The 24843-nt window shown below is 62.0% G+C and carries 16 protein-coding genes, 1 pseudogene and 1 riboswitch; of the genes and pseudogenes, 4 read left to right on the top strand and 13 right to left on the bottom strand.

What is annotated here, in order from left to right; translation table 11 throughout:
• Positions 1-97: 97 nt before the first annotated feature.
• Positions 98-511: pseudogene (locus tag FHT70_RS21220) on the bottom strand (alpha/beta fold hydrolase); the annotation flags it as partial.
• Between the two features lie 442 nt (positions 512-953).
• Between FHT70_RS21220 and FHT70_RS21215 the strand changes: the two are divergent.
• Together FHT70_RS21215 and FHT70_RS21210 are read left to right on the top strand one after the other, a co-directional pair.
• Positions 954-2864: a PAS domain-containing sensor histidine kinase gene (locus FHT70_RS21215; protein ID WP_183704637.1), complete on the top strand. Its 1911-nt coding sequence runs from the start codon at positions 954-956 to the stop codon at positions 2862-2864.
• Positions 2854-3477, top strand: coding sequence for a response regulator (locus FHT70_RS21210; protein ID WP_183704635.1), 624 nt, complete (start codon positions 2854-2856; stop codon positions 3475-3477). The genes FHT70_RS21215 and FHT70_RS21210 overlap by 11 nt, the downstream gene beginning before the upstream one ends.
• 266 nt (positions 3478-3743) lie before the next feature.
• Here FHT70_RS21210 and FHT70_RS21205 read toward each other — a convergent pair whose 3' ends face one another.
• The 9 genes from FHT70_RS21205 to FHT70_RS21165 all read right to left on the bottom strand — a co-directional run bounded on the left by FHT70_RS21205 (position 3744) and on the right by FHT70_RS21165 (position 16598).
• Complete coding sequence (locus FHT70_RS21205) at positions 3744-4055, bottom strand: DUF982 domain-containing protein (RefSeq protein ID WP_183704633.1); 312 nt, start codon at positions 4053-4055, stop codon at positions 3744-3746.
• Positions 4056-4343: 288 nt separating this feature from the next.
• Positions 4344-5096: an NYN domain-containing protein gene (locus tag FHT70_RS21200; RefSeq protein ID WP_183704632.1), complete on the bottom strand. Its 753-nt coding sequence runs from the start codon at positions 5094-5096 to the stop codon at positions 4344-4346.
• A 412-nt stretch (positions 5097-5508) separates the two neighbouring features.
• Positions 5509-7914 (bottom strand): serine/threonine protein kinase, encoded by a 2406-nt coding sequence (locus FHT70_RS21195; RefSeq protein WP_183704630.1) that lies wholly within the window; start codon positions 7912-7914, stop codon positions 5509-5511.
• Between the two features lie 41 nt (positions 7915-7955).
• Positions 7956-9137 carry a serpin family protein gene (locus tag FHT70_RS21190; RefSeq protein ID WP_183704628.1) on the bottom strand — a complete coding sequence of 394 codons (1182 nt, stop codon included), beginning with the start codon at positions 9135-9137 and terminating at the stop codon, positions 7956-7958.
• A 14-nt stretch (positions 9138-9151) separates the two neighbouring features.
• Positions 9152-11698, bottom strand: coding sequence for a trypsin-like serine protease (locus FHT70_RS21185; RefSeq protein WP_183704626.1), 2547 nt, complete (start codon positions 11696-11698; stop codon positions 9152-9154).
• The gene (locus FHT70_RS21180; RefSeq protein ID WP_183704624.1) at positions 11695-13311 is read right to left on the bottom strand and encodes a caspase family protein; all 1617 of its coding nucleotides are present in this window, start codon (positions 13309-13311) and stop codon (positions 11695-11697) included. Before FHT70_RS21180 ends, FHT70_RS21185 begins: the two co-directional genes overlap by 4 nt.
• A gap of 22 nt (positions 13312-13333) precedes the next feature.
• The gene (locus FHT70_RS21175) at positions 13334-15295 is read right to left on the bottom strand and encodes a DUF4384 domain-containing protein (protein WP_183704622.1); all 1962 of its coding nucleotides are present in this window, start codon (positions 15293-15295) and stop codon (positions 13334-13336) included.
• 211 nt (positions 15296-15506) lie between these two features.
• On the bottom strand, positions 15507-15884 hold the full coding sequence (locus tag FHT70_RS21170) for a hypothetical protein (protein WP_183704620.1): 378 nt from the start codon (positions 15882-15884) through the stop codon (positions 15507-15509).
• 123 nt (positions 15885-16007) lie between these two features.
• Positions 16008-16598: a hypothetical protein gene (locus FHT70_RS21165; RefSeq protein WP_183704618.1), complete on the bottom strand. Its 591-nt coding sequence runs from the start codon at positions 16596-16598 to the stop codon at positions 16008-16010.
• A gap of 248 nt (positions 16599-16846) precedes the next feature.
• Here FHT70_RS21165 and FHT70_RS21160 point away from each other — a divergent pair, with 248 nt between their 5' ends.
• Positions 16847-18451: a hypothetical protein gene (locus tag FHT70_RS21160; RefSeq protein ID WP_183704616.1), complete on the top strand. Its 1605-nt coding sequence runs from the start codon at positions 16847-16849 to the stop codon at positions 18449-18451.
• 254 nt (positions 18452-18705) lie between these two features.
• On the opposite strand, the gene FHT70_RS21155 is transcribed toward FHT70_RS21160, so the two are convergent.
• The 3 genes from FHT70_RS21155 to FHT70_RS21145 are packed head-to-tail and all read right to left on the bottom strand — an operon-like array spanning position 18706 to position 23243.
• Positions 18706-19968, bottom strand: coding sequence for an isoprenylcysteine carboxylmethyltransferase family protein (locus FHT70_RS21155; RefSeq protein WP_183704614.1), 1263 nt, complete (start codon positions 19966-19968; stop codon positions 18706-18708).
• 17 nt (positions 19969-19985) lie between these two features.
• Positions 19986-20636 (bottom strand): tail fiber domain-containing protein, encoded by a 651-nt coding sequence (locus tag FHT70_RS21150; RefSeq protein ID WP_183704612.1) that lies wholly within the window; start codon positions 20634-20636, stop codon positions 19986-19988.
• Between the two features lie 24 nt (positions 20637-20660).
• Positions 20661-23243: a caspase family protein gene (locus FHT70_RS21145; RefSeq protein ID WP_183704610.1), complete on the bottom strand. Its 2583-nt coding sequence runs from the start codon at positions 23241-23243 to the stop codon at positions 20661-20663.
• Positions 23244-23563: 320 nt separating this feature from the next.
• A riboswitch (guanidine-I (ykkC/yxkD leader) is annotated at positions 23564-23675 on the top strand.
• A gap of 74 nt (positions 23676-23749) precedes the next feature.
• Between FHT70_RS21145 and FHT70_RS21140 the strand changes: the two genes are divergently transcribed.
• Positions 23750-24823 (top strand): putative urea ABC transporter substrate-binding protein, encoded by a 1074-nt coding sequence (locus FHT70_RS21140; RefSeq protein WP_183704608.1) that lies wholly within the window; start codon positions 23750-23752, stop codon positions 24821-24823.
• Positions 24824-24843 lie beyond the last annotated feature (20 nt).

Below are 24843 nucleotides of genomic sequence, written 5' to 3'. Positions count from 1 at the left end.
GAGGGCAAGCTGCGTATAGCATCGGGACATGCCAAAATCTCCAAAGTGAAGCCATTGAAATCATTGGCATGTCGCACTTGGAAATAGAATGTACCTAATCCATGACGTAAATCGCATAACTTTCGACCGCCAAATGATCCAGCAACCTGTCGACGATATTGGCGACGCCGCCAAACGTATAGGCAAAGTTGCTATGATCGGGAGATGCACTTTGTCCGTAGCCCGGATAGTCTGGCGCGATGACGTGGTATCGATCTGCAAGGAGCGGGATCAGATTACGGAACATGTGGGATGACGTCGGAAAACCATGAAGCAGCAGCACGACCGGAGCGTCGGCCGGCCCCGCTTCCCGGTAGAAGATATCGAGACCCTCGATCTTTGCGGTTCGGTAGTGAACGGGAACCGGAACCTCGCGAACGTACGTCGTGGCCTGCGCGGGAAGCGCTGACGCCACAGTTGCGGCAGTCATGCTGGCGGTCGCCAGCATCAGGCACATAATCAAGCTACGCATGACGGTCTCCCTATAAGTCGAGATGAAAAAATGATCTCAAATGAGGGCTGCTGTCGGTCGTTCAGACGCGCACGCGCCGTGGCGATTAACAACGTCCCCGGAGGCTGTTGCCTCTGGTCAGGAATGGCAGTGATGTAGAATTTCGTTGCACGTGAATGCTCGATGTGAAGGCGACGAGGGACCCGCTGAGCTCACCGTTCCTCAAAGGCTTCGACGTTTAGGAGTAAGCCGGTTTGTGGCCTCGCTCAATTGCGATCTAGGTCACGCTTAACTAGACGATGGCATTGCAACCATAGACCTTCGTATATCGATTTTCCCTTACCCAAGCCACAGAAATCCCGTAACTATTTCCGACGGACGATCGGCCATCTTTCGACATTTCCTGACATGGAGTCGGAACGTTTGAGCTCCGTAACGTCTCAAACACTGAACGGAGTGTGCGGTGGAACGAGAACCGGAAACCGATCCCATTATCGATATGATCCCCGCCATGGCGTGGTCCGCAACGTCGGAAGGCATGTTGGATTTTGCCAACCAGCATTTTCTCGAGTTTATCGGGGCGCCGCTTGAGGAAATCTCCGGAGTGGGATTCTACAAGCTGTTTCATCCCGACGACACGTCACATCTCGCTTCGGAATGGCACGACATCATGGCCTCGAAACATGCCAGAGAGGTCGTGGGCAGGCTCAGGCGCGCAGATGGTCAATATCGTTGGTGCACGCTTCGGCAGAAGCCGCGGCTCGATACCGAAGGGAATGTCGTGAGATGGTATGGTGTGGTCCTCGATATAGAAGACCGCAAACAGGCCGAAAACGCATTGAAAGAAACGAAGACAGCACTTGCAGCCAGCGAGGAAAATCTCAGCCTCATCATCAATTCGCTGCCTGTTCTCGTATGGTCGGCGCGGCCGGATGGTAGCGCTGATTTTGTCAATAAAAGCTGGCTGGACTACGCGGGTCGTCCTGCAGACCAAATCCTCGAGTGGGGTTTTCTGGAGCTTTACCACCCGGACGATATTCCGGGCATGGTGGACATCTGGAAGAGAGACCTCGAGCATTCCGACCACACCGTTCTGAAGGGGCGCATCCGTGGAGCCGACGGCAACTACCGTTGGTTCTATTTCTCAGGCCGCAAGCTGGTTGATGCCAACGGGGTCGTGCGATGGTTTGGCTGCAATATCGATATCGAAGACCTGCAACGTGCGGAGATTGCTCTTCGAGAAAGCGAAGCAGCGCTCAGGGAAAGCGAACACAAACTCAACCTTATCATCAACACGATACCCGCCATGGCTTGGTCCTGCACCTCGGATGGCCGGCTTGAATATTTTAATCGAAACTTGATCGATTATGTCGGTCTACCTTTTGAAGAGATCGTCGGCTTCGGTTTTTATCGCATGTTTCATCCTGATGATGTCGAGCTGATGCGTATGGCCTGGGACGATATCGTAGCCTCAAAAAAAAGCCGCCCGGTAGACGCCCGTATCAGACGCGCCGATGGCGAATATCGGTGGTTTAACCTTCGACAAAGCCCTCTTCTGGATTCAGATGGAAATGTTGTGAGATGGTACGGCGTCGTCGTGGACATCGAGGATCGCAAACGGGCGGAAGAGTCCTTGCGGCAAAGCCAGAGTGACCTCGCGCATGTGACCCGAATGACCGCCACAGGTGAACTCGCCGTTTCGATTGCCCATGAAGTCAATCAGCCGCTAATGGCAATCGTCACGAATGCCGGCACATGTCTGCGCTGGCTGCAACCGGGGCATACCGATATCGAACAGGCCCGGCTCGCGGCGGAGAGGATCGTCAACGATGGTCATCGCGCCGGCGACATCATCGCAAGTATCAGAGCACTGGCTCAGAAGTCACCAGCCCGGATGGAGCGAACTGACTTGAGGGGCGCCGTGCGTGATGTGCTGGATCTTTTGAGAGGGGAACTTCGTCACCGAGAGATCGAACTCGATCTCGATCTTCCGAAATGGCCTCTGGAGGTCATTGGAGATCGAACTCAGCTGCAACAGGTAGTTCTGAACTTGGTCATGAACAGCGCCGAAGCGATGGCCGCTGCTTCAAGCGAAAGACGTATCAGGATCAGATGCACCGAGGACGAGCAGCAATTCGTGAGAGTGAGTGTCTCGGACTCGGGGCGCGGTGTTCCTCCCGACGAGTTGGACCGAGTGTTCGAAGCATTTTACAGCACGAAGGCCGACGGTATCGGGATGGGACTTTCCATATGCCGCTCCATTATTGAAGCCCATGGGGGTCGGATTTGGGGTTCGTCGGCAGATAGTCAGATTGGTACTGTGTTTACGTTTACATTGCCCATGGCGGAGGTCACAGCCGACTATGATCGATGATCGCAAAAGAAGCCCGCCGACCGTCATCATCATAGATGACGACGAAAGCGTCCGCGAAGCTTTGAGGGGATTGTTCGCATCCGTAGGGCTTGCCACTGAAACCCATTGCTCGGTGCCGGAGTTCCTTTCTGCGGATGATCCCGACCGCGCAGGTTGTATTGTTCTGGATATTCGTCTGCCAGGCCAGAGCGGTCTGGAGTTTCAAGAAGCTCTGACGAAAAGCCGACATCCAAGGTCGGTGGTGCTGATCAGCGCCCATGTAGATGTCGCGATGGCGGTCCGCGCAATGAAAGCCGGAGCTATTGATGTCCTGACAAAGCCCGTGCGCGAACAGGATTTACTGGAGGCGGTAAACCGCGCTTTGGCGGATGATGATGCTCGACGCAAAGAAGCAAACCAAATGGCTGGGTTGCGCTTGAGGCATTCCAAGCTTACCGAGCGTGAGCGGCAGATCATGGCATTGGTCGTCGCCGGGAAACTGAACAAGCAGATTGCGGCTGAGGTTCAGCTCGCCGAGGCCACCGTAAAGCTTCATCGCGGCCACATGATGCGGAAAATGCACGCATCGTCAGTTGCAGATTTGGTTAGGATCGCTGGCATTCTGGAGGACTGAAGCAGCTATTTGGAAAAAACGGGGTTCTGTCACTTGCAAGAGCTGAGGTTCCTACATCGACAGATGGTGATGAGCCGGTACTTTTGTGCCACAATCCGGACCTGAAAACTCGCGCATCGAGTTGAACGTCTTCTACTGAGTGAACGATCACCGAGAGCTGCCAGTCCGCTACGGGCCCAAATCTGCCGTTCCTCTCGCCGAGCCCAGCGAGCGCTTCTGTAGGCGCGGAGGTGACGTCTAAAAGGATTGGTCGCTGGACGTGCGGCCTACGATCGCATTATCGGCAGCAAACCCGGCCGCCGCTCACCCATTCCCTGCGGAACGAGCGATAGAGTTCGGATACCCGCCTCGTCGGCGGCACGCAGAAGCACTTCGCGGAATTGTTCCGGGGCAATTTTGCCGGTGATGGCGTCGACGCAGGCTTTGACGGCAGCCATGTATTCCTCGCCGTCATCGCAAGGCCAGTCGTTCATGAGGAGGCGCGCCGCGTCGCCCAACGTCCACACGATCTTGCGAGATTTCGGACCCCGCAAAGCAAACCCGACAGGCGTGAATGCTGATGATGTATTCCAGCACATTTTCCCCGACCCCTCAACGCACGGATACTGCAGTCCCCATGTTCAATGTACGCGCGTATTTGGAAATTTGGAATTGAAATTTGTCGTGAGGCACGGCTTGAACGCGAATTTGTGAATGAGAGTTCGCCGTAATTCGGCGCTTACGCTGACGGGGCCGCTGCACAGAGCAGAGGGAGCGCCAATCCAAATCATATCAAAACGCAAACCCTCGCACACGTCCCGACGTTTCGGCTGTACCTGCGCGCTTTTGGGGATCTGAGATCCGATCTCGCGGTATGTGCCGATGCGTTAGGTTGTCGGCTTCACCCTGCTTTTTGTTGGCGCAGGTTTCAGGCGGATGCGAAACGGACGGCCTTCGGCATGATCGACCTCGAAGGCGTTCGTCTTCCTAACCAAATCGCTCAACTTCTTGAATCCGAACGTCCGTGGGTCGAAGTCAGATGCCAGATTGGCAAGTTGCGTTCCAACTGCGCCAAGCGGGATCCATCCATCCTCGGTCTCCATCTCGGCGATTACTCTTTTGATGATCGGTGTTGCGGCGCTGGGCGGCCGCAATGAAGACACCGCCTGTGCTGCGTCCGCGCCATTCGACACGACCGAAGGCGCCAGATTTTCGGTGTAGATAAATCGACGGCATGCCTGGCGGAAGCTCTCCGGGGTCTTCTGCTCCCCGAATCCGAAGACATCGATCCCTTGTTCCCGGATGCGTGAGGCGAGACGCGTGAAATCGCTGTCGGATGACACCAGGCAGAAGCCGTCAAAGCGGCCGCTGTGGAGCAAATCCATCGCATCGATAACAAGCGTGATGTCGGACGCGTTTTTACCCGTGGTGTAGGCAAACTGTTGTTGAGGGATGATCGCGTGTCTTGCAAGGACGTCGATCCATGCCTTGGAGCGAGCATTGGCGAAGTCGCCATAGATGCGCCGCACGCTCGCTTCACCGATCTTGGCTATTTCCTCGAACAGACCGTCGACGATCTTTGCGGAGGCGTTGTCGGCATCGATTAGGACAGCAAGACGTGGCGAGCGTGGTTCAGGCATGTCGAAGCTCCGTGGTGATTGATGGATTCAGATTTAAGCTGGCCGACTTCATACAAACGGCATCACTCATGCAAAGGAAGCAGCTAAAGGGGCGCCATCAAATGGAGTGCCGTGCGGCCCCCTCATCCGATCCTTCGGGCCACCGACCGGGGTTGAGCCACGGGTCTCAACCCGTCCTTCGGACCCCCGCTGGGGAGAAGAGGGAGCAAGGGCCCGCTGGCACTTCCCGAACGAAGAACCGGCTTAGTTCAAAGACAATCCGGCCAACAGCGTCGGCATTCTCCCTCTTCTCCCCAGCGGCAGGGTAGCCCCGAGGGTCGATGAAAGCGGATGCCTTCCTGCACCCCGAAATCATCCCACCCAGTTGTTAGCGGCATACCAATCTCCCATTTCACTCTTCACGTCGCCACCCCTACCGCAACTCAGCGCTCACCCGAAAAATGCCGCCGGCCGAGGCATCCGAGCAGACGACGAAGGTGGAGCCTTCCTGCGCCATGAAGGCGACGTTGCCGCCGGCTTCGCAGGGGGTGGCGCTCCATTGCAGGATGATGTCGCCATTGTTGGGCAGTTTCTCCGGCATCAGCTTGACCGCGCTCGCCATCCATTCCGTCGCCGATGGCAGGTGGACGGGGGCGTTCAGCTGTTTCGACAGCCAGGCGGTATAGTTCTGTGCCTCGGCGAGCGGCACGTCGTCGGCCGGCTGCTCGGGATTGCCGGCATAGGCCTGTGCGGAGGCCGGGTCGGCGTTGGCGGTGTAATATTCTGCCATCTCGGCGCGGGTGACCGCTCTCGCCTGCATGCAGAAGGATTTTTCGACCTTCACCGCGCCATTGGCGACGCCGAGCATGCCGCCGAGCTCCTTCAGCGACGAGGTCATCAGCCGGACATTGTCGAGCGAATAGCTGCCGGCCGGGATAGTCTCGAAGGCGACATTCGGCGCGACTGGGCAGAAGCCGCGCGCCGCCAGAGCTTCGAGGTCGGTCAGGATCGGCTGGTAGGCTGCGATGGCGAGCTTGTAGGCTTCAGCGGTATAGCGACCGTCGGCCTCGGTGAGCTTCGGCGCCAGCGCGGCAAGCGTCGGATCGGCGGGGCCGGCGCGCGTCGCCAGCGAGGCGTGGAGATCAGTGACTTTCTGCCTGAGCGCCGTCGCCTCGTCCTTGGCCGCCATCACATCCGATATCAGCGTGGCGAAGATTTTGGCGGCGTCGCCGTAGCCCGAGGTCGCGGCCGGCAGCTGCCATTGCTCGGCCTTGGCCTTGGCCTCGGTCATCAGGCCGCTCGCCTTGGCGACGTCGGGGCTGTCGCCGGCGCCGATGCGGGTGACGGTTTCGCGTTTTGCCGCGGCATCCTTTTCGGCCGCCGTCAGCGCCGTCAGCGCCTTGGCGAGATCGTCGTAAGCCGTTTTCGCAGCCTCGTAATTATCGACCGCGCCATGCATCTGCTGGGCGGCGGCGCTATCGGCCGCGGCCTTCATCTTGCTGTCGGCCTCGGCAAAACTCGGGGCCTTGTCGCCGCCGGCGGCGGCAGCAGCCGATTTGGCCTTTTCGGCATTTTCTTTCGAGATGGCGATTAGCGACTTGCCGAGGCTGATGGCCGCCTTCTGGTAACCGGGAAGCGCCTTCTTATAGTCTTCGTCCTTGAGCAGGGCATTGGCTTCGGTCAGTGCCGCGGCGCCGGCATCATAGGAAAGCTTCGCCTCATCGCCGGACGGGCGTTCCGGCGCCTTGGCGGCGATGGCTTTGTCCCTGCGGCTTTCGGCCTCCTTCTTCCAGGTGCCGACATCGGCGACGAGCTTGGGGTCCGGGCGCAGCAGCTTCGGGATGGTGACGACGCCGACGCCGATGCAGATCAGGAGCAGCGCACCAATCATCGAGAAATGCGCGAGCGTCCATTTCTTCCGCTTCGGAGCTTCCGGCTGTTGCGGCATGCCGCCGCGCGGATCCCAGGCCATCGGCTGGATGCCGGTCGTCACGCGGCTGAATTCGCCGAGCGCATCGGCGCCCATGCGCGGGCGCTGGGCCGGGTCGCGGCTCAGCATTCTTTCGACCAGGCTGGCAAGCCCCTCGGGAAAACCGGGGATCAGCACGTCGAGGCGCGGGAAGATGTTGGAGGGGTCGAGATGGATGTTCTTCCAGCTCTGCTCGCGCTGGTGTTCGTCCTCCCAGACCATGACGCTGTCGAAGACGCTGGCATAGGTCTGCCGCGGCAGGAAGAGCTTGTAGGCGATCATGCCCATCGCATAGATGTCAAGCGCGGCGGAAGCCGAGAAGGTGCCGCTGGCGTAGATCTCCGGCGCGCCGAATTCCGGCGCATAGGGTGGAATGATGTGCTCGCCGATCTTGGAGATCAGGTGCAGGTTGCCGATCCGGACCGAGAGGCCGGAATAATCCTCCGATACGTAGATGCACTGGTCGGTCAGCGCGTTGTGGGCGTAACCCGCCCCGTGCAGCGTCGCCAGCCCTTCGAGGATATGACGGCCGATCTCGATGGCGCGGTCATAGGCGACCATCTCGGTTTCCTCGAGATATTGGTGCAGCGTCTTCGACGGCCGCTTCTCGACGATGTAGAAATTGTCGTCTTCCGGCGACGGCGGGATGAGGTCCTCGATTTCGACGAAGCGCCGCGCCGTCAGCGACTTGGCCTCGTTGACCGAGATCCAGACCCGCTCGAAGCGGGCCTTGTCCAGTTTCAGCGCCACGTCAGGCGCGACGATGAAGACCGAACGATCCATCCGCTTGTCCTGCGCCGGATAGACGATGAACTCGTTCTCATAGACCGGCTCGCCGATCGTGTAGCGGGCGATCAGATCACTTCTCATGCACGTGTCCCCCTGCCATTTTGTCTTCATCAAAGCGCATGTCATTCACCCGCCAGAAGCGGATCGCCGATCAGGCCGGCGGCGAGAAAGAGGCCGGTTTTCGTATCGCGAAGCGCGAAGGCGAAACGGGCATCTGCGCTCACCCGCACCAGTTTCGGATCGATGCTGCGCTCGGTCACCACGGCCGTTGCCGCCGCCGCTTCCGTGCCGTTTTCATCGACCTTGATCATCGTCTTCTGCAGAACGCGCGACAAGCTGATGTTTTCCGTGGTGAACCCGGGAAAAGCCGCATCGCTCGCCTTTTCGGGCGAAAGCCCCATCGCGTGGAGTGTCGGCATCAAATCACGCCCGTCGTTGAGGGAAAAGCGGGGCAGGAAGATTTCCCCCTTGGCGGGTTCGAATTTCTCGCCTTGAAGCCAGGACCCAAGGGTTTTGAGATCGGCGCCGCCGACGCCCTTTTCGGAGCGCGCCGCGATCACCACCATGCGGTAGGTTTCACCTGCATAGGCGAGGTCGACGGCTGCGAAACGATCGTCGACGCGGAATTTCTGGCCGTCGCCGGCAAGATGCATCATCGGCACGGAGACCGTCGAGCCATCCGGCCGCCGGAACGGGGCTGCCGGGCTCTGAGCCTCGAAGGCGGTTTTCCAGCGGGCCTTGAAGGAGAGCGCCCCGAGGCTGATGAAGCCGCCGCCGGGCGGCGTTTCCAGGATCGCAGGGATGGCGTCGCGCGTCGCCTGCCTGACCCAGCCGTTGATATGCTCGACGGATTGGGGTTCGTCGAGATCCTCGATCGACGGCTTGATGCGGTGACCGGCCAGCATGGAGAGAGCATCGGGAACGAGCGCCAGCTTGTCGTCGAAGACGATCGCAACGCCTGAAGCCAACGGCGCATCGGCCGCCGGCGGCGTCTTCGGGTTCATCTCGTCGAGCACCTTCTCCGGCCCCTTTACCGCATCGCCGAAACCCAGGCCCCTGGCGATGGCCGCCTTGCCCGCGTCCGAGGCGCCGAGGCCTGCGAGACCGAGCGCGGCAGCAAGGCTTGCCGGCGACACCATGATGTTGGCCGCCCCTTCCTTGGCCAGCGTGCGGTCGATCAGATCGACGGCAAGCCCGGCCTGGGCGGCAAGCACCGCCCTGGTGTCAGTGGCGTCGCCCGCATGGGCGGGCGCCAGCGCCATCAGGGAAGCGGCAAGGCCGGCCAGCAGAATGGATTTCGACATCATTCGCTCCTCTTTCAGCGGATGCGATAGAATTTGGAATCGAACGACCATTTGCCCTGGACGCCGGTCTCGTCGTCGCCGACGATCCTGAGGCTGCGGGCAAGGTCGTAGACATAGTTGAAGGCAGCGCGCTGGCCGACGAGCGGTGTCGGCACGTCAGGCAGGTCGAGCACTTCGATCGGCTTGTCGCTGAGGATGGCGACGACCATGCCGACGCCGGCCGGCCCCTCCACCACATATTCAAAGCCGATATAGGGATTGCGGGCATCCGGCACGACCACCGGCCGTGCCGGATCGAGCCTGTTGTCGCCGCCCTTGGCCGTGGGTTTCAGGCCCATCGAGCGCTTGTTCGGATAGAGCTGCGTCAGCTTGCCGGCGGCGTCGATATCGACGAGGATCAGATAGCCTGATTTCTTGGTGGAGACGCGCATCGCCACCTTGTCGCCGATGCTGACCGAGGTGCCGGGCAGCACGTCGACGGCAACACCCGCCTCATTGTCGGTCTTCAACGTGTTTTCGACGGCGGCGACCGGCGTCTTTGCCTCCTCGCCGGTGATGACGTCGCGGCCAAGCGCATCCGGCAGGCCGTAGAATTGCGGCACCGGCGTGAAGCGGCAATCCTCGGAATGCGCCCGGCAATATTCGTCGGATTTGCGCCTGACATAATCGAGCAGGGCGGCGTTGCTGACGTCAGGCTTGTCGGAAGCGCGCGCCACCCCTTCCTGCACGCCTTCGATGAAGCGGCGGGTGAAGACCCCGAGCGGCGGGTTGGCCTCAGTATCGACCAGCGCCCATTGCCCTGCGTTGACGGCCGACCAGACCATCGCCGTTTCGCCGCCGAAGGAGAACTTGGCTTCCTTGCCGGAGCGGTTCGGCGGCTGCAGCGACGCCAAAGCCGGGCCGAGGCAGCGCACCGTGCCGCCGGCGGGTGCGGCCACCGCACTGCGGCTGCCGGGACCGACATGGCAGGCATCGATCAGCAGCGTGACACGGCGGTCCTTGAGGCTGTTCAGCCGGGCGGCGATTTCGGTCTCGCGGATCTGATTAGTGACGGTCACTTTGCCGCCGTCGCGCACCAGCTTGGCATCGGCGGCAACCAGCGTCGGGCTCGTCGTCGCCTCGGCGCCCATTTCCTCGGAGCCCTGGCCGCTGAAATAGAGGAAGACGCGGCTGCCGGCCTCAGACTGGCGCACCAGCCAGTCGTCGATTTCGGCAAGGATCGCCGCGCGGCTGGCCTTGCGGTTGGTGAGCGTATGGATCTGTTCGGGACGGTAGCCGACCGTCTTGACGAGGAAGAGCTGCATCGCCTTCACATCGTCGACCGAGCCCGTCAGCTTCGCCTCGCGCATTTCATAGTCGTCGATGCCGATCAGAAGCGCGCGGTCGCCGGGAGAACGCACGGCCATAGGCAGCTCGGCAGCCGGCGCTTGAACCTCTGGCTGGTTGCCCTCGGGCGAAGCGGCTGCCGGAGTCTCCGTCGTTACCGCAGGCGCCTTCGTGGCGTCGGGCGGCGTGGTGATCGTAAGGTTGGCCTCGATCTGTCCGGCCGGCGTCTTTTTCTGCGTCGTCCCGGCCGTCGGCTCGCTCGCTGCAGGCCGCCGCTTGATGTCGATCGCCGCCACCTGGTCGCCGGCGGAAGCGCCTGAGGCGTCGGGCGCATTCGGCACGTCGCCATCGGTCTTCTCGGCGATCCAGTCGCGGAAAGCGGCGACGCGGGTGTAGACGCCGTAATGTTCGGCCTCGGCGCAGCCTGCGCCCCAGCTGACGATCCCGAGCTGAATCCAGCGCTTGTCGGGGCGCTGCGCGACCAGCGGTCCGCCACTGTCACCCTGGCAGGCGTCCTTGCCGCCCTCGGCATAACCGGCGCAGACATTGCGCTCGTCGATCGGGTTCATGCGCATCGAGCTTTCGCGGTAGGCGGCGCGGCAATCCTCGCGCGAGACGAGCGGCAGCTCGACCTCCTGCAGTTCGGTCGGCAGGTATTTGTCATCCCAGCCGTGATCGGCCTTTGTGTACCCCCAGCCGGTGACGACGGCCGTGTGGCCGGGGGCTTCCACGGCCTCATCCGAAACCGAGGCAAGGATTGCCGGCTTCGAGACGGCAGGTTCGGCAAGCTTGATCAGGGCGATGTCGTTGGCGAAGACCTTGCGGTCGAAATCCTCGTGGATGATCACATCTGCGACGGACAGTCCCGGCTTATCAGGCCCGTCGACCGAGATCACCTTGTCGACCTTCTGCTTTCCCTCGACGATCAAGAGGTCGCGGGCGAAGAGATCCTGCTTGCCGGAACGGCCGCTGGTGACGCAATGGGCGGCGGTCAGGATCCAGCGCGAGGAGATCAGCGAGCCGCCGCAATGGCCGCCGAAGCGGCCGCGCTGCTCGGGATCGGGCGCCAGGATCTTCACCTGCCAGGGCCATTCGCCTTTCTTCGCCGCCTGGCCGCCGATCACCCGCCCGCCATCCTCGCCGGCGAAATCCGTGTCCTGCTGCGCCAGGGCGGGAGTGGTCAGAAGCAGAAGGACGGCCGCAATGTTGAGGACCCTGCTGATCGACGTGCTCATAGCCTGGCTCCGGCGGAGGTATAGAGGACCGTAAATCCGAGGCGCGCGCCCTCGGGCAGAAGCTCGCCGAGATGTCTGGCGATGTTGCCGGCGGTGCGGCGCCTGTCGTTCTGTTTCAGGAACTCGACCAAACCAGGCATCGGCTGATCGGCGGTGACGGCGACGAGCAGGTCGGTGCCGAAGGGGGCGACGACGGAAAGGTCGAGATCGAAGGTTGCGGACAAGTCGGCATCGGCTTCCCTGTCGCCGGGATAGAGGAACTGCACGGTGCCGTCGCCGGTGACGTCGAACAGCACAAGCTTGCGCCCGGCGAGATCGGAAACCGTGACGCCGACGCGCTCGCCGTCGCGATGGACCTTGTCGGAGGGTGTCACCCGCACGGTCTGCGGGTTGATCTCCGACAGCCGCTTCAGCGTGTCGAGCGCGGCCATCCGGTCGACGACGAAGGGCATGTCGCCGGCGCCGACTTCGGAGGCGACGACATCGCCGCCAGCGATCGCCTCATGCTTTTGCGAATCGAAGACGAGTTCGGCATGGGCGCTATCCGTCAAGTTGAACGGCGTGACGGCCGGATCGATACCCTGCAGTACCGGCTCGGAACCGAGGGCGCCGACGGTGATCGGGGCTGGCTCGGGCGGCGGTGGCGGCACGTTCAATGTCTGCGCTTCCGCCGGGCCTGCCGTGTCATAGGCATAGACGACGGCGTGGTCGAGATCCGCCCCGGGCGAGCTTTGCGTGAAGATGTTCTGCCGCTGGTCGGTGAACTGATAGACCGACTGGCGCACATATTCGAACAGCTCGCGGCGGGTCACGGCGCCATCGGCGTTGCGGTCGGCCGCCCCTTCGAAGGCGCGGGCGGTGGCATAGCTCAGCGCCCCGCGCTTCTCAGCAATACCGGGAATCGAGATCTCCGGCGATTTGGTGTTGTCGTCGACGGCGGCCAGGAAGGTCAGCCGCTTGTAATCGAAGCCGGTGGAGAGGGCATCTGATGTGGTCGAAATCGGCGCGAGGTCATCCTCCTCGATCGTATAGGACGGCGCCTGGCGCCAGGTGATCTCGGCGCCGCGCGGATCGACGTTGCGGGTCATGCCGCCGGCATGGCAGGTATCGGCGATGAACAGGACCTCGGCGCCTTTTTGCTCCAGCTTGTGGATCAGCACCTTGAATTCGTCGCCGAAGATGCGCTCGCGCGATCCGGGCAGCCTCGTATCGAAGCCGGCCAGCACATAGACCTCGTCGCGACCGCTCGGTTTCGAGCCTTTGACGCGCTCCGGCTCGCTCGATCCATGACCGGCAATGCCGAGCACGATGAGATCGCCCTCGCCTGCCCTTTCCGTGACGGCGCCGATCGCATCGAAGATGCCCTGGCGATCGGCGGCGCCGTTCTTCAAGAGCGTCACGTCATCAACGCCGAGCGAGCGCAGCGACAGGGAAAGATCCTCGGCATCGGCGACGGCGCCGTGCAGCGGCGGGACATTGCGATAGAGATCGATGCCGATCAGAACGGCTCTGACCGTGCCGCGCTCGGGAGCTTCGATCGTCCTGGCAAGGCCATCGGTGCCCGCCAGGGCAAGAAGGGCGAGTGCGGCGGCCATGGGAGCGAATGTGGACATGGCCGGTTCCCCCTCGCCCGCTCTATTCGCGGCGCCATTCGACGCGGCGGTTGAGCGCGTCGATGTCGTCTTCGGTGAGGTTGGCGGTGGCGGTCACGTCCACCGGCTCGGAGGCGCCGCGGCCTTCGGCATCGATCGTGGCGTCGATGCCGTGGTTTTTCAGGAAATCGGCAACGGCCTGGGCGCGGCGCTCGGAGAGCTTCTGATTATAATCGTCGCCGCCCTTGCGATCCGTATGGCCGATGAGGATGATGCGGCCGGGCTTCTGCTCCTTCAGCGCTTCCAGCAATTCCTCAGCGGCTTCGGTGCCTATCGAGGTGAAGGTCGACTTGTCGAAATCGAAGGTGATCGGCACCGGGATGGAGACCGGCACGATGCCGCGCACATTTTCCGAATAGATGCCGCCGAGCACGCCGCTGCGGTGATCCTTCTCGGCCGGCACGAAGCTGCCCTGCGGATTGTCACTGGTCGGGTTGGCGGCAAGAATCCGGGCCTGGGCGGCGCGCTGGATGAGATCGGAGATCGTATCGGCCGGCGGCGCCTTCGGCGTGCGGGTCTCGTTCTTGATGATTTCGATCGCCTGCTGGTAATCGGCGGCGGCATCGGCAAAGCGGCGGGCGGAGAAATAGATCTCGCCGAGCGTGGCGGAGGCCTGCCAGAGCACCTGCGGGCTGTCGGCGGCGACGAGCAGCGGCTCATATTCGGCGACCGGCTTGTCGGCCGCCATCATCTCCTGAGCGGCGGCAAGCCTCAGGGCTGCGACGCGGCGCTGGGCATTCACCTGAAACTGGCCGCATTCGGCGCTGACGGCGATGGCATCGGCCTCGGAAGCGGCAGCGGTGATGTCCTTGGCGGCAACGGCGGTGTTCAGCTTGTCGAGCAGGGCATTGCAGGCCGGCGTATCGGCATTGGCAACCTCGATCTCCTCTCCGGCCTGGCCGGGTTCGGCCGAACGGCCGAAGCTCAACGGCGGCATCTTGATGCTGAAACCGCCGGGAAGCTTGAATTGCGGCATCTTGATCTGCGGCATCGGCAGTTTCGGCATATTGGTCTGGGCAGACTGGGCCGGCTGCTTGTACGGCTGCTGATATTGGCTCGGTTGTTTATATTGGCTGGGGCGGGTGGAGGCGGTGGTGTCGGCGGGGCCGATCAGCTGCAGCTCGTCGGCGGCGAGCTCCTGGCCGGGCGCCAGATTGGTGACGATCTTGTATTTCTTCGGCGGCTGTGTGGTCGCCTGTTCGACGGGTTTGGGCGCCGGCTTCGGCTTTTCGATCACCTCAGGCTTTTTGGCGACATCGGGTTTGACGGCCGGTTTCGGTTTGGGAGCGGCCGGCGGTTTCGGTGCAACGGGCGGCTTTGCCGCCTGTTCGACCGGCGCGGGTTTTGCGGTGGGAACGGCGGCGACGGGGGGCACCGCGGAGGGCGGCAGGGCCGCCGTGCTGTCGACGGTGGTCAGCGTCAGCGTCTTGCTGCTGATCTTGGTGCCGAGGCTGCGGGCTTCTTCGAGGCTGCGGGAGACGGCATCCATGCCGCCGTCGATCGAGCGGAACATGCCGCTGCCGCTGCTGCCGAGATCGGCGAAGATCGTCAGCGGCTTGGAGGAATAGAAGACCTTGATCTGTTCCTGCCCGACCGGGCCGGACACCTGCAGCCTGGCGCCGCTTGCCGGATCCGGCACCTGCACGCGCTTGCCGGCGGCAACGAGGGCATCGGTCTGATACTTGTTCGGGAAGAGCTTGGTGACGGAGCCGTTCGGCGAGACGTTCAGCACCGTAACATAGGCGTTCTCAGTCGACTGGATGAAGAGGCCGACGACTTCGCCGATGGCATATTTCGCCTCGGCGCGGTCGAAGGTGATGCTGACGGGCCCGCTCTGAGCCGGCGCTTCCGTCAGCGTGCGTTCGTTCTGCGCCCCGACCTCGGCGATCGGCGAAAAAAGCGAAAGACACGTGGCTGCGGCTAGGATGGCTTTGCGGCTGAGCATCGGAACCTCCCCCTTCGAACAATCTCACACTGTGCTGAAGATGAGAATAGCACTGACCGGCGAAATTGGGATCGTTTTGGCTGTCTTGCTTCAGGGAGGGTTACAAATTATTTGGAGCCGCGAAGATTGCGCCAAGGCAGAGACGCGACAAGACTCGCGGCCGAAAATATCCGGCGTCCGTTTATAGTCGGACTGGACTGGAGGGAGGGCGTTAGTTCTTCGGCTTCTGGCCGGCGGATTTCAGAATCGAGATCAGGTCGCTCATTCCTTCCGGAGAGGAATTGTAGAGCCAGAGAATATCCGGATTGTCCGAAGTGAATTCCTTGCCGGAGCCCGAGCCCATGTCGCGGCCGGGCGAGGTCGTCTCCGGCAGCTTGCTCTGGCCGGGTGTGAGCCCCTCGGCGCGTTCATGGTCGGCGATGATAGCAACGGCGGAGGCAAAGGCCTTTTCATCGTGCTGGCGCAGCGCCGCAAGCGTCGGGTTTCGCGCCGCCAGCGCATCCTCGACCGGCCCGGCAAACCCGAGGCCTGGCGTCGCAAGCGTCAGAGCCATGCCGATCGACAAGCTTATGAGCCGGGATTTCTTCATCGTCGTCACATCCGTCCAAGGGGGCGCCATCGCGCGACTAAACAACAATAGGGAGAGGCCGGATGGAAGGCAACGGCGCTCGGCGCCAATCGATTGGGAGGGGTGAAATCGGCTGGAGAGAGGTCAGAGTATCTTCAGCTGCTGCAGGCTGAGCCGGAGATTGCGCAGCATCTCGCCGAAGATTTCCTCGATCCTGCCGGTCGACCAGACCACCATCGTGCCATAAGGCGAGCGCTTGCGCTGCATGAAGCCGGCTGTCTCGAAATCGATCAGCGTCTTGCGGCAGGTCTCGCTCGACATGACGGCGACCAGGAAACGGGCGAGATTGGACTGGTCGATGGCGCCTGATTTTTCCGCCCAGTTCTGGATCAGCCGCGGCTTGGTATCGGCGGTGAACATCGAGGCGAGCGCGCGCTCCTGCGAAAGGCCGAGGCGCTGCAGCTTGGCCGGATCGCGGGTGAGCGACACCACGTAATCATTGTGCAGATCGGCGAAGCGCTCGATATCGTCCGCCGTGTTGATGCCGAAGACCTTCATCGAATAGAGAAATTCGGCCATCAGATAGGTGGGCTCCGAGCGCAACTGCGCCAGATGTTTCTCATCCTTGCTGGCCGAGGCGGCGCAGACGCGATCGGAAAACCCGATCCTTGCCGCGCGCACCTGCTCCAGCAGGCTGACATCGAGCGCCAGTTCGTCACCGTTCCAGTCCAGCATAGGCTTCCCTGCCAGTAAAACTTCAAGACGATAAACTTGTACTATCGCCGACGCCGATCTCCAAATCGTTTGGAAAGCAACGCCTTGCTGATGAGCCGCTTCTATCCTAACATTTTAAGGACTTGGGGCATGATGCCGAAAGTTGTGAACGGTTTTCCGACGACATCATTCTCTCGCTCTCTAATTGTGAACAGGCTTCAGATTGAGGCCCCCATGGCTAAAATGATCCTGTTTCGGGGTTCACGGCAATGCGCAGTTTCAGCTCGCATATTCTGATGGCCGCAGCGGTCGCAATCGCCTGGCCTGTCCTCGCCAAAGACGCTGTGATGATCGAGCTTCCGGGCGGCGACGGCGCCCGTTCGGTCGGCATCATTTCCGCCAATGAGGAGGTCGAGGCGTCCGGACCGGCGGCGATCACCGTCGGGGACGACGGCACCGTCTACATCCTCGACCAGAACAATGGCCGCGTGCTCGCCGTCGACGGCGAACGCTCGCAGGCCGATCCCGAGATCCTGCCGCTGCCGGAGAATACGGCGCCGGAGGATCTCGCCGTCGTCCATAACGAACTCTACCTGTGGTCGGACGGTATCGTGCCGCTCGAGCGCGCCACCGGCGCCGATGGCCGCTCGCAGACCCTGCGCGCCATCGACGGCGGCGATGCCGACGACTACACCCGCTCGGTCTTCGCCTCGATGGGCTCGGTGCCGCCCGGGCCGCTCAACAGCATCATCGACGAGATCGGCCGCAGCACCAGCCGGCCGCCAGCCCGCCCGCCGGTGGTCCAATACGTGCCGAGCCGCGGGCTCGGCGATATCGTTGCAGAAGTCTCGGCGGCAAACGACAAGGCGGAGATCCTGCTGCGGCGCGCGAGCTCGGAGGAGAATTTCCTCTCGCTTCAGCTCACCGGGGAAAACCGCATCGGCACCGTCGAACTGCTCGACATCGACACCACGGGCAGACCCTATGCGCTGGTCGAGCTCGTGCCTGCCGACCGGCCGGAACGGACGGGCATGCTGGTGGTGCGCTTCACGCCGAACGGCGTGCTGGAGCGCGTCTACGATCTGCCGATCGAACCCGGCACGGTTTTTTCCAGGCGCTTCGTGGCGATCGGCCCGCGCGGCGACGTGCTGTTTCTGCGCTCTGGGGAAAGCCGGGCGCAGGTGCTGAAACTCGAGGGGCGCGAGCCGGGCCGCAAGCTTGCCGTCGCCAGGCCGGCCAAGCCGGCAATTGCGGCCAAACCCGGAAAGGGACCTAAGGTCGCCATCCTGCCGAAATCGCGCGGCGACGTCATCGAGCGGGCGATCGGCTTCGAGACGCTGAACTGGCTGGTGACGCCGGCGGCCTATGGCAAGGATCCGGGACCCGGTTGCGTCAACATGAACCGCCTGCGCCGGCCATTCTACCTGTTCGGCAAACGCGGCCAGACGGTGAAGGGCGTGCCCTATTGCTGGGGCTGCAAAACGCCGCTCGAGGATTTCACCAATGGTGTCATGGATGGCCAGACGGCCGGCAATGTCTGCACCAAGAGCGCGCCGCAAACCAATATTCTCGGCGTCGACTGCTCCGGCTTCGTCAGCGAAGCCTGGGGGCTGAAGATGCATGTCTCGACGCGGGCGATCCCGAGCATTACCAGGCGGCTTTCCGATCCCTGGTCGCTGCAGCCGGGCGACGCGCTGAACCGGCCGGGTTCGCATGTGATGCTGTTCATGCGCTTTACCGAGGACCGCAAGGTGGAGGTGATGGAGGCGACGCCGAATGCCTGCAAGGGCCGCGTCTGCCGCAACACCTATTCGCTGGGAATCCTGCTGCTGCGCGGCTACCAGCCGGTACGCTTCAAGGGGTTGGATGGCTGAACGCGGGAGCGTCACTGGCCGCACGTTACTATTTGATGGGGCGGACTTCATTCCTGACGCAGGTGTCCGCGCCGTGATTTGCCTCTTCCATCACTCCGTTCTCCGTCGTCCCAGGCCTTGAGCTGCCTTGAGCCGAGCATCCATACCGCACACCCCGGCAGCCGTGGCATGGGTCCTCGGCTCAAGGCCTGAGATGACGGAGATTAGGGATGCGTTCCGGTCGAATTCGCCTGGTCAAAGTCTTTGCGCGACTTTCAAACACGCGGCGCTGTCGGCGCCAGACGCCGCTTCGCCATCGCCAGAAGACCGTGCGCTGCGACGCGCTCGGCATAGTCCCGATAGGCTGGATCCAGGCTCAGCATGCGTTCTTCGGCGCGGGCGCGCATGATGTATATGAGAGTGACGATCGCCAGCATGCCGGCCCGGGCAAGTCCTTCCGCAAACCCGCTTGCGATAAAGCTCGGGGCCGCAAACAGCCACCAGGCGATGTTCTTCGAGATATAGGCCGGATGTTTGATGAAGCGATAGGGGCCTGAGGTGATGATGCCGCGATGGGTGAGGTTGGAGAAACGCGGCCCGAAGGCGATGGTCGCCCAGACATAGATCAGGGCGCAAAACAGCATCGCGGCACTCCAGAGGATGAAGACTGCCGACCCCTCCCGGATGGCGCTCTCCCAGCCCGGCCCGTCGCCATAAGGCACGAAGGCATGCGAGATCGCAGGAAAGAACGGCTCGTAACAGATGAGGCAGACGAGCCAGCCGAGTGCCGTCGTCTCCGTCGCCCTGACATGCCAGCCGAAAAGCTTGAAGGTGGCGATGTAGCCGCCGGCTGCAAGGATGACATCGAGGAGAAAGACAAGCCGCGTCCAGCCTTCGAACCAGCCCGCTGACAGTGGAGGAAAGGCCCAGGCCGGCTTGTCGGCCAGATCGGCAAGAGCGGCCATGCCGCTTGAAAACATCAGCACGAGAAAGAAGCATTTGATCGCGAGCAGGCGCAATGCGAAGAGCACGTCCTCTTCGCGAAAATCCTGCATCAGCACCGCCCTTCCGACCTGATGGAGATAATCATCGGGCTGCTTGGCGATCAGATCGGTGACCGCGACGTAGAGAATTGTGGCAATCGCCAGCACGATGGAAAGGGGAATGGTCGTATGGCTGGCTTCGACAACCCATCGGACCGCGGACGACTGCGTGAAAAACGGAAAGACCGAACAGGCAATGACGACCGCGCCGAGGAGCGCGGCGAGGCCGACGAGCTTGGTTCCGATGCGCCGCCAGAAGATGGCAGGAGCCTCGTTGCGTCTTTCCCGTGATGCCCAGGCTTGACGCGCGGCCGGTATGCCCTCGACAAGCACCCACGTCAGGAGAAGCCAGATGACGGCAAGCGCCATCGCCATGCCGGGCTCAAGCTGCAGATAGTCCGACAGCGCGATGCCGACGAGAACGCCGGCAAGGGTCGCAGCTTGGGTGACGAGAGGGCTGCCGGCCACGATATCCCTGTCCTGCGATATCGGCACGCGCTCAGCTTTCTCGATCAGATTGCAGGCTGAACGGAGACCGGAGAGCCTATCCGTGCCGCCCGCGCCGCAAGCGCCATTGCTGCTGCAGCCGTCAGGGACGGCATATCCTCCGGCAGCGAGATCATCGCAATATCGAGCTTGTCGTAGTCGACCATGTAGTGGCCCGACCTTGTCGCGGTCACAGCTTCAGGCCGGATCGCCAATAGATCCTGCGCCATCGTGCCGACGAAGAGCGGGCCGCCCCAGATATAGCGGAAGGCATAGATCGGGATGCCCTCAGCCGAAGTGCCGAGCCGACGGATATCGGTCTTCAGGCGGCGATCGGACCAGGAAGTGCCGCCGCTGGAGCTCGATGAACTGCTCGAACTGGACGAACTGGAAGAGCTGCTGGAACTGGAGCCGCCGCCCATGCCGCCACCGCCAGAGCTGGAATTGCCGCCGGAACGGTTCTCAGAGCGGGCGAAAGCCGATTGACTGGTATTTGCGACCACTCTTTTCTTAGCGGCGGGCGTGGTTTGCTTCGCAGGGGTGACGGCTCTCGCCGGCTCTTCACTGGCAAACAGCGTCCTGGCGCCAGGATCGAAGATACAGCTCTGCAGGATTGCGCCTGAACCGGCGAGGAAAGTCGAGCAAAGCAGAACACGGATGATGAGCTTTCTGGTCATGTGGGGCGCCCCCGGATCGCCGTTTCAGAAGAGATCGTACCTCGGATTTCGCTTGACCCATGTCGCCTTGGCGAGCTGAACGAGCCTGTCATCGAGCGACTTGGTTTTCGGAAGCGCCTTTTTCTCCTGAGCGGTCAGCTCGGCGGCAAGGGTCTCTTCCGCTTTCTTCTTTGCATCGTTGGGCAAGGTCTTGAGTGCCGCCTTTGCCTGGTTCTTCGGATCGCCGCTGCCCGGCATGTTGATGGCTGTGGCCAGCGCGAAATAACGCGCCGCAGTTTCAAGGCTGTCGTCGGTACCGTCTTCCCTGGCCAGTATCGCGCGGTCAAGCGCGCCCCAATAGTCGCCGCGTTCGGCGCCCATCTCCAGCCACTTCACCGCTTCGGTCTTGTCCGCGGCGACGCCGATGCCGTCCCGGTACATGCGCCCGAGATTGGTCGGAGCATAGGGCTGGCCGCCCTCCGACGCCCGGGTGAAAAGCTCGAGCGCTTTCGGCAGATCTTCCGGGGCGCCTTTTCCGAAACGGTAGACCAGCGCAAGATTGTTCAGCGAATAGATGTCGTTGCGCTGGACACCGGCCTCGTAGAAGCGGATGCCGCGCTCCGGATCGGCCGGAACGTTGACGCCGTTCAGAAAGATATAGCCGAGTTCATTCATTGCATAGGTATGGCCGAGATCGGCGGCCTGCAGCATCAGGCGCAAGCCAAGCTGCTGATCGGCCTTGGTGCCGCGGCCGTAGTAGAGCGCCTTGCCGTAGCTGTGCAGGGCAAAGGGATCGCCCTTGGCCGCTCCGTCCTTGGCGATCTGGCTTGCCTTGGCGGCGTCGCGCGGAACGGAGGCGCCGAACTCGTAAAGGCTCGACAGTTCGTAGATCGCCCGGATATGCCCGGCATCCATCGCCTTTTTGATCGTCGCGAAGGCCGTCTTGGTGTCGCGGTTGGCAAGCTGGGCGCGGCCGAGCTGGTAGACGAAACGCGCCACCTGAGGATAGGTCTTTATTGCGTCCGTGCAGGCAGGCAGCGCGACGGCGGGATCGATTTCATTCGGCAGCTTGCCCGCGGTCACGCCCTGCAGATCGAGGGGGGCGGCGGCTGCGCTGTCGCAGGCGTCTAGCGTCGGCTTGAAGGTGACGGTGGCGGCCGGCAGGTCGTCGTTGGCGGCCTGCAGCGTCAGGGCGAAGGGCTGGTTTTCGGTGCCGATCTGTGGCTCGTAGGAAAGTGCCGGAATATCGGCGGCTTCAAGCACGTGGCCGGGGCCGATCACCCGATCGCCGGCCCGCAGCGTGCCCTTGTCGGGCAGGGCCGCGACCTTGAAGGTCATTTCCGCAGCCGATGCCGGTACTTCAGGCAGGCGGGCTTCGACGGGACCGACCCCGATCGTCGTGTCGACGTCGCGCGGCAGCGATTTCAGATAGGCGCCGGCATCGGCAAGCCGCGCCTGCTTCTCCTGCTCGAGCTGGGCGAGCTTGGCGCCGGCATCGGCCGAGACGGTGATGGCGACGACGCCCTGCGTCGCCTGGCCATAGGGATCGCTCACCGTATAGCCGATCAGGCCGACCGTTCCGGCGGCAACGCCCGATGAATCATAGCTCAGCGCCGTCAGCGCCGCGGCCGGCAGCTTGGCACCCTGCTCCACCGGCTTGCCGTCGAAACTGAGCTTGCCGGTCTGGGGAAGCTGGTTGAGCGTGACAAGCAGCGCCGAGCCGGTTTCGTCATGCGGCGGGGTGATCGGCAGCCTGGTCGCGGCCGCCCCCTCCGGCACGCTCACCTGCTGCATCGGCTCGACGCTCGGCGGCGGCGGGGCCGGGATGAAATAAAAGCTGTCCATCAGCGAGGAATTTTCCCAGGGGACCTGCTTGCCATTGGTCATGGCGATCACGTCGCGGCGCACATCGGTCAGGACCTGGCGGATTTCCTTGTTCGGCTCGCTGGCGCGCTTGATGAAGGATTCGGAATAGGGGCTGAGTGCCCCCTCGCCGTCAAGAGCTACCTGGCCCGGCTCCGTCGAGAAGGCGATCAGGCTGCCGAGATCGCTGTCGATGCGCGCCAGCCCGCGCGTCGCGCCGACCGGTTCCAGCTTTTCCGCCATCCAGAATTTCTGCGTATTGAACGGGTTGTTGCGGCAGGCATCGAGAAAAATCAGCTGCACGCGCGAATTCTGCTTGAGATGGTTCAGGATGAGGTCGAGCGGCATGGTCTGCGTCTCGACGTCATAGGGCGTTTCCAGCGTGGCATCGACCGGCACGATGAAATTCTGGCCGCCGACCTGGATGCCGTGGCCGGAATAATAGATGAGACCGGCCTCGGCATTATGGGTCGAGCGCAGAAAACTGCGCACCGTATTCTCAAGTCCGATGCGGTCGACATTGATGCCGATCGTCACATCGAACCCGGCCCTGCGCAGCGTGTTTGCGACTTCCTGGACATCGTTTGCGGGATTGGGCAATGAGGGCAGCGTCTTATAAACGGAGTTGCCGACAATCAATGCAACCCGCCGGCCATCCTGATCACCTGCGGCGGCAGCGGGTTGTTCAAACCCGAGAAAGACCAATGCCGTCAGGAAGATCAGCAGCATAGCCGCGAAGCGGTTCTTTCCGTGAAACTCGGGCATAGCTCCACCGCAGATAGTACTGGTTGGATGATGTATTGACCGACCGAGTAAAAATATTCCTGCGACTGTAAAAAAGCAAGTTTGGTTACTTCCAAGGCGATTGGAGGGCTTCCAATTTATCGTCAAGGGTCCATAGCCACGGTGCGGGCGCACGGGATATGCCGGCCAATCGAAAGCACGAGGTCGATCGGATGCTTCGCTGATCACTGCTCAAAAATTTAGCAAATGCCGCGAAGTGTACACAGTAACATGCAACCAAGGAACGGGGGCTAGAAAAATCAAAGATTTATGAGCTGGCACACCTCTTGCAAGGAATGTGCTGAGTTGGTGGCTAGGGTTCCGGCGCTTTTCTGAAGCGCGGCTGGTCCGAGAGCCACCACCGGCGGAGGAGAAATCCCGCCGGGTGCACGGCGGGACAAAAGCCCGGGAGACCTCGTAAGCCAAGGGATTGGTGGCACGATGGTCTTTGCCGATCCCTTTTGAAGAAAAGCAGAAGGGGAATTTCAATGCAGACTTTTTCGAAGATTGTTTCGACCACAGCGCTGGCGCTATCGCTGATGCTTGGGCCTGCTTCCGTCGCAGAGGCGGAACAGAAGAGCGAATTCAAGGTGGCCTGGTCCATCTATGTCGGTTGGATGCCCTGGGGCTACGCGGCCGACCACGGCATCGTCAAGAAATGGGCGGACAAATACGACATCAAGATCGAGGTCACCCAGTTCAACGACTATGTGGAGTCGATGAACCAGTACACGGCCGGCGCCTTCGATGCGGTGACGCTGACCAACATGGATGGCCTGTCGATCCCGGCCGCCGGCGGCGTCGATACGACGGCCGTGATCGTCGGCGACTTTTCGAACGGCAATGACGCCGTGATCCTGAAGGACAAGGCAAGCCTTGCCGATATCAAGGGCCAGAACGTCAACCTCGTCGAGTTCTCCGTCTCGCACTATCTGCTCGCCCGCGCGCTCGAAAGCATCAAGCTGGCGGAGCGCGACGTGAAGGTGGTCAACACCTCCGATGCCGACATGGTCGCCGCCTACAAGACACCTGATGTCACAGCCGTCGTCACCTGGAATCCGCTGGTTTCCACCATCCTCGAAGATCCCTCGGCCAAGAAGGTTTTCGACAGCTCGCAAGTGCCGGGCGAAATCATCGATCTGATGGTCGCCAATAGCAGCGTGCTAAAAGACAATCCGAACTTCGGCAAGGCGCTTGCCGGCATCTGGTATGAGACGGCGGCTCTGCTGCGGGCAGACAGCGCCGAAGGCAAGGCTGCCCGCGAGGCTATGGGCTCGGCGTCGGGCACCGATCTCGCCGGCTTCGAAGCCCAGCTTGCCGCCACCAAGCTCTTCGACAAGCCGGCCGATGCCGTTGCCTTCACCGCTTCGCCGAATCTGCCGAAGACCATGGATCTGGTGCGCAACTTCCTCTTCGAGAAGGGACTGCTCGGCAATGGCGCGCCATCCGCCGACGTCATCGGCATCGAAATGCCTGATGGCAAGGTGCTGGGCGATACTGGCAACGTGAAGCTGCGCTTCACCGAGGCCTATATGAAGGCAGCCGCCGACGGTTCGCTCTGATCGCAACGGGGGCGCGGTCT

It is taken from the genome of Rhizobium sp. BK049 (assembly GCF_014193135.1).
Lineage (GTDB): Bacteria > Pseudomonadota > Alphaproteobacteria > Rhizobiales > Rhizobiaceae > Rhizobium.
The sequence above is the reverse complement of the archived record's forward strand: the minus strand, read 5'-3'. Positions and strand labels throughout refer to the sequence as shown.

What these genes read in the sequence shown, in the direction of transcription:
- FHT70_RS21210 (WP_183704635.1), top strand. Translation starts at nt 2,854, where the DNA reads ATGATCGATGATCGCAAAAGAAGCCCGCCGACCGTCATCATCATAGAT.
- FHT70_RS21205 (WP_183704633.1), bottom strand. Translation starts at nt 4,055, where the DNA reads ATGTGCTGGAATACATCATCAGCATTCACGCCTGTCGGGTTTGCTTTG.
- FHT70_RS21200 (WP_183704632.1), bottom strand. Translation starts at nt 5,096, where the DNA reads ATGCCTGAACCACGCTCGCCACGTCTTGCTGTCCTAATCGATGCCGAC.
- FHT70_RS21195 (WP_183704630.1), bottom strand. Translation starts at nt 7,914, where the DNA reads ATGAGAAGTGATCTGATCGCCCGCTACACGATCGGCGAGCCGGTCTAT.
- FHT70_RS21190 (WP_183704628.1), bottom strand. Translation starts at nt 9,137, where the DNA reads ATGTCGAAATCCATTCTGCTGGCCGGCCTTGCCGCTTCCCTGATGGCG.
- FHT70_RS21185 (WP_183704626.1), bottom strand. Translation starts at nt 11,698, where the DNA reads ATGAGCACGTCGATCAGCAGGGTCCTCAACATTGCGGCCGTCCTTCTG.
- FHT70_RS21180 (WP_183704624.1), bottom strand. Translation starts at nt 13,311, where the DNA reads ATGTCCACATTCGCTCCCATGGCCGCCGCACTCGCCCTTCTTGCCCTG.
- FHT70_RS21175 (WP_183704622.1), bottom strand. Translation starts at nt 15,295, where the DNA reads ATGCTCAGCCGCAAAGCCATCCTAGCCGCAGCCACGTGTCTTTCGCTT.
- FHT70_RS21170 (WP_183704620.1), bottom strand. Translation starts at nt 15,884, where the DNA reads ATGAAGAAATCCCGGCTCATAAGCTTGTCGATCGGCATGGCTCTGACG.
- FHT70_RS21165 (WP_183704618.1), bottom strand. Translation starts at nt 16,598, where the DNA reads ATGCTGGACTGGAACGGTGACGAACTGGCGCTCGATGTCAGCCTGCTG.
- FHT70_RS21160 (WP_183704616.1), top strand. Translation starts at nt 16,847, where the DNA reads ATGCGCAGTTTCAGCTCGCATATTCTGATGGCCGCAGCGGTCGCAATC.
- FHT70_RS21150 (WP_183704612.1), bottom strand. Translation starts at nt 20,636, where the DNA reads ATGACCAGAAAGCTCATCATCCGTGTTCTGCTTTGCTCGACTTTCCTC.
- FHT70_RS21145 (WP_183704610.1), bottom strand. Translation starts at nt 23,243, where the DNA reads ATGCCCGAGTTTCACGGAAAGAACCGCTTCGCGGCTATGCTGCTGATC.
- FHT70_RS21140 (WP_183704608.1), top strand. Translation starts at nt 23,750, where the DNA reads ATGCAGACTTTTTCGAAGATTGTTTCGACCACAGCGCTGGCGCTATCG.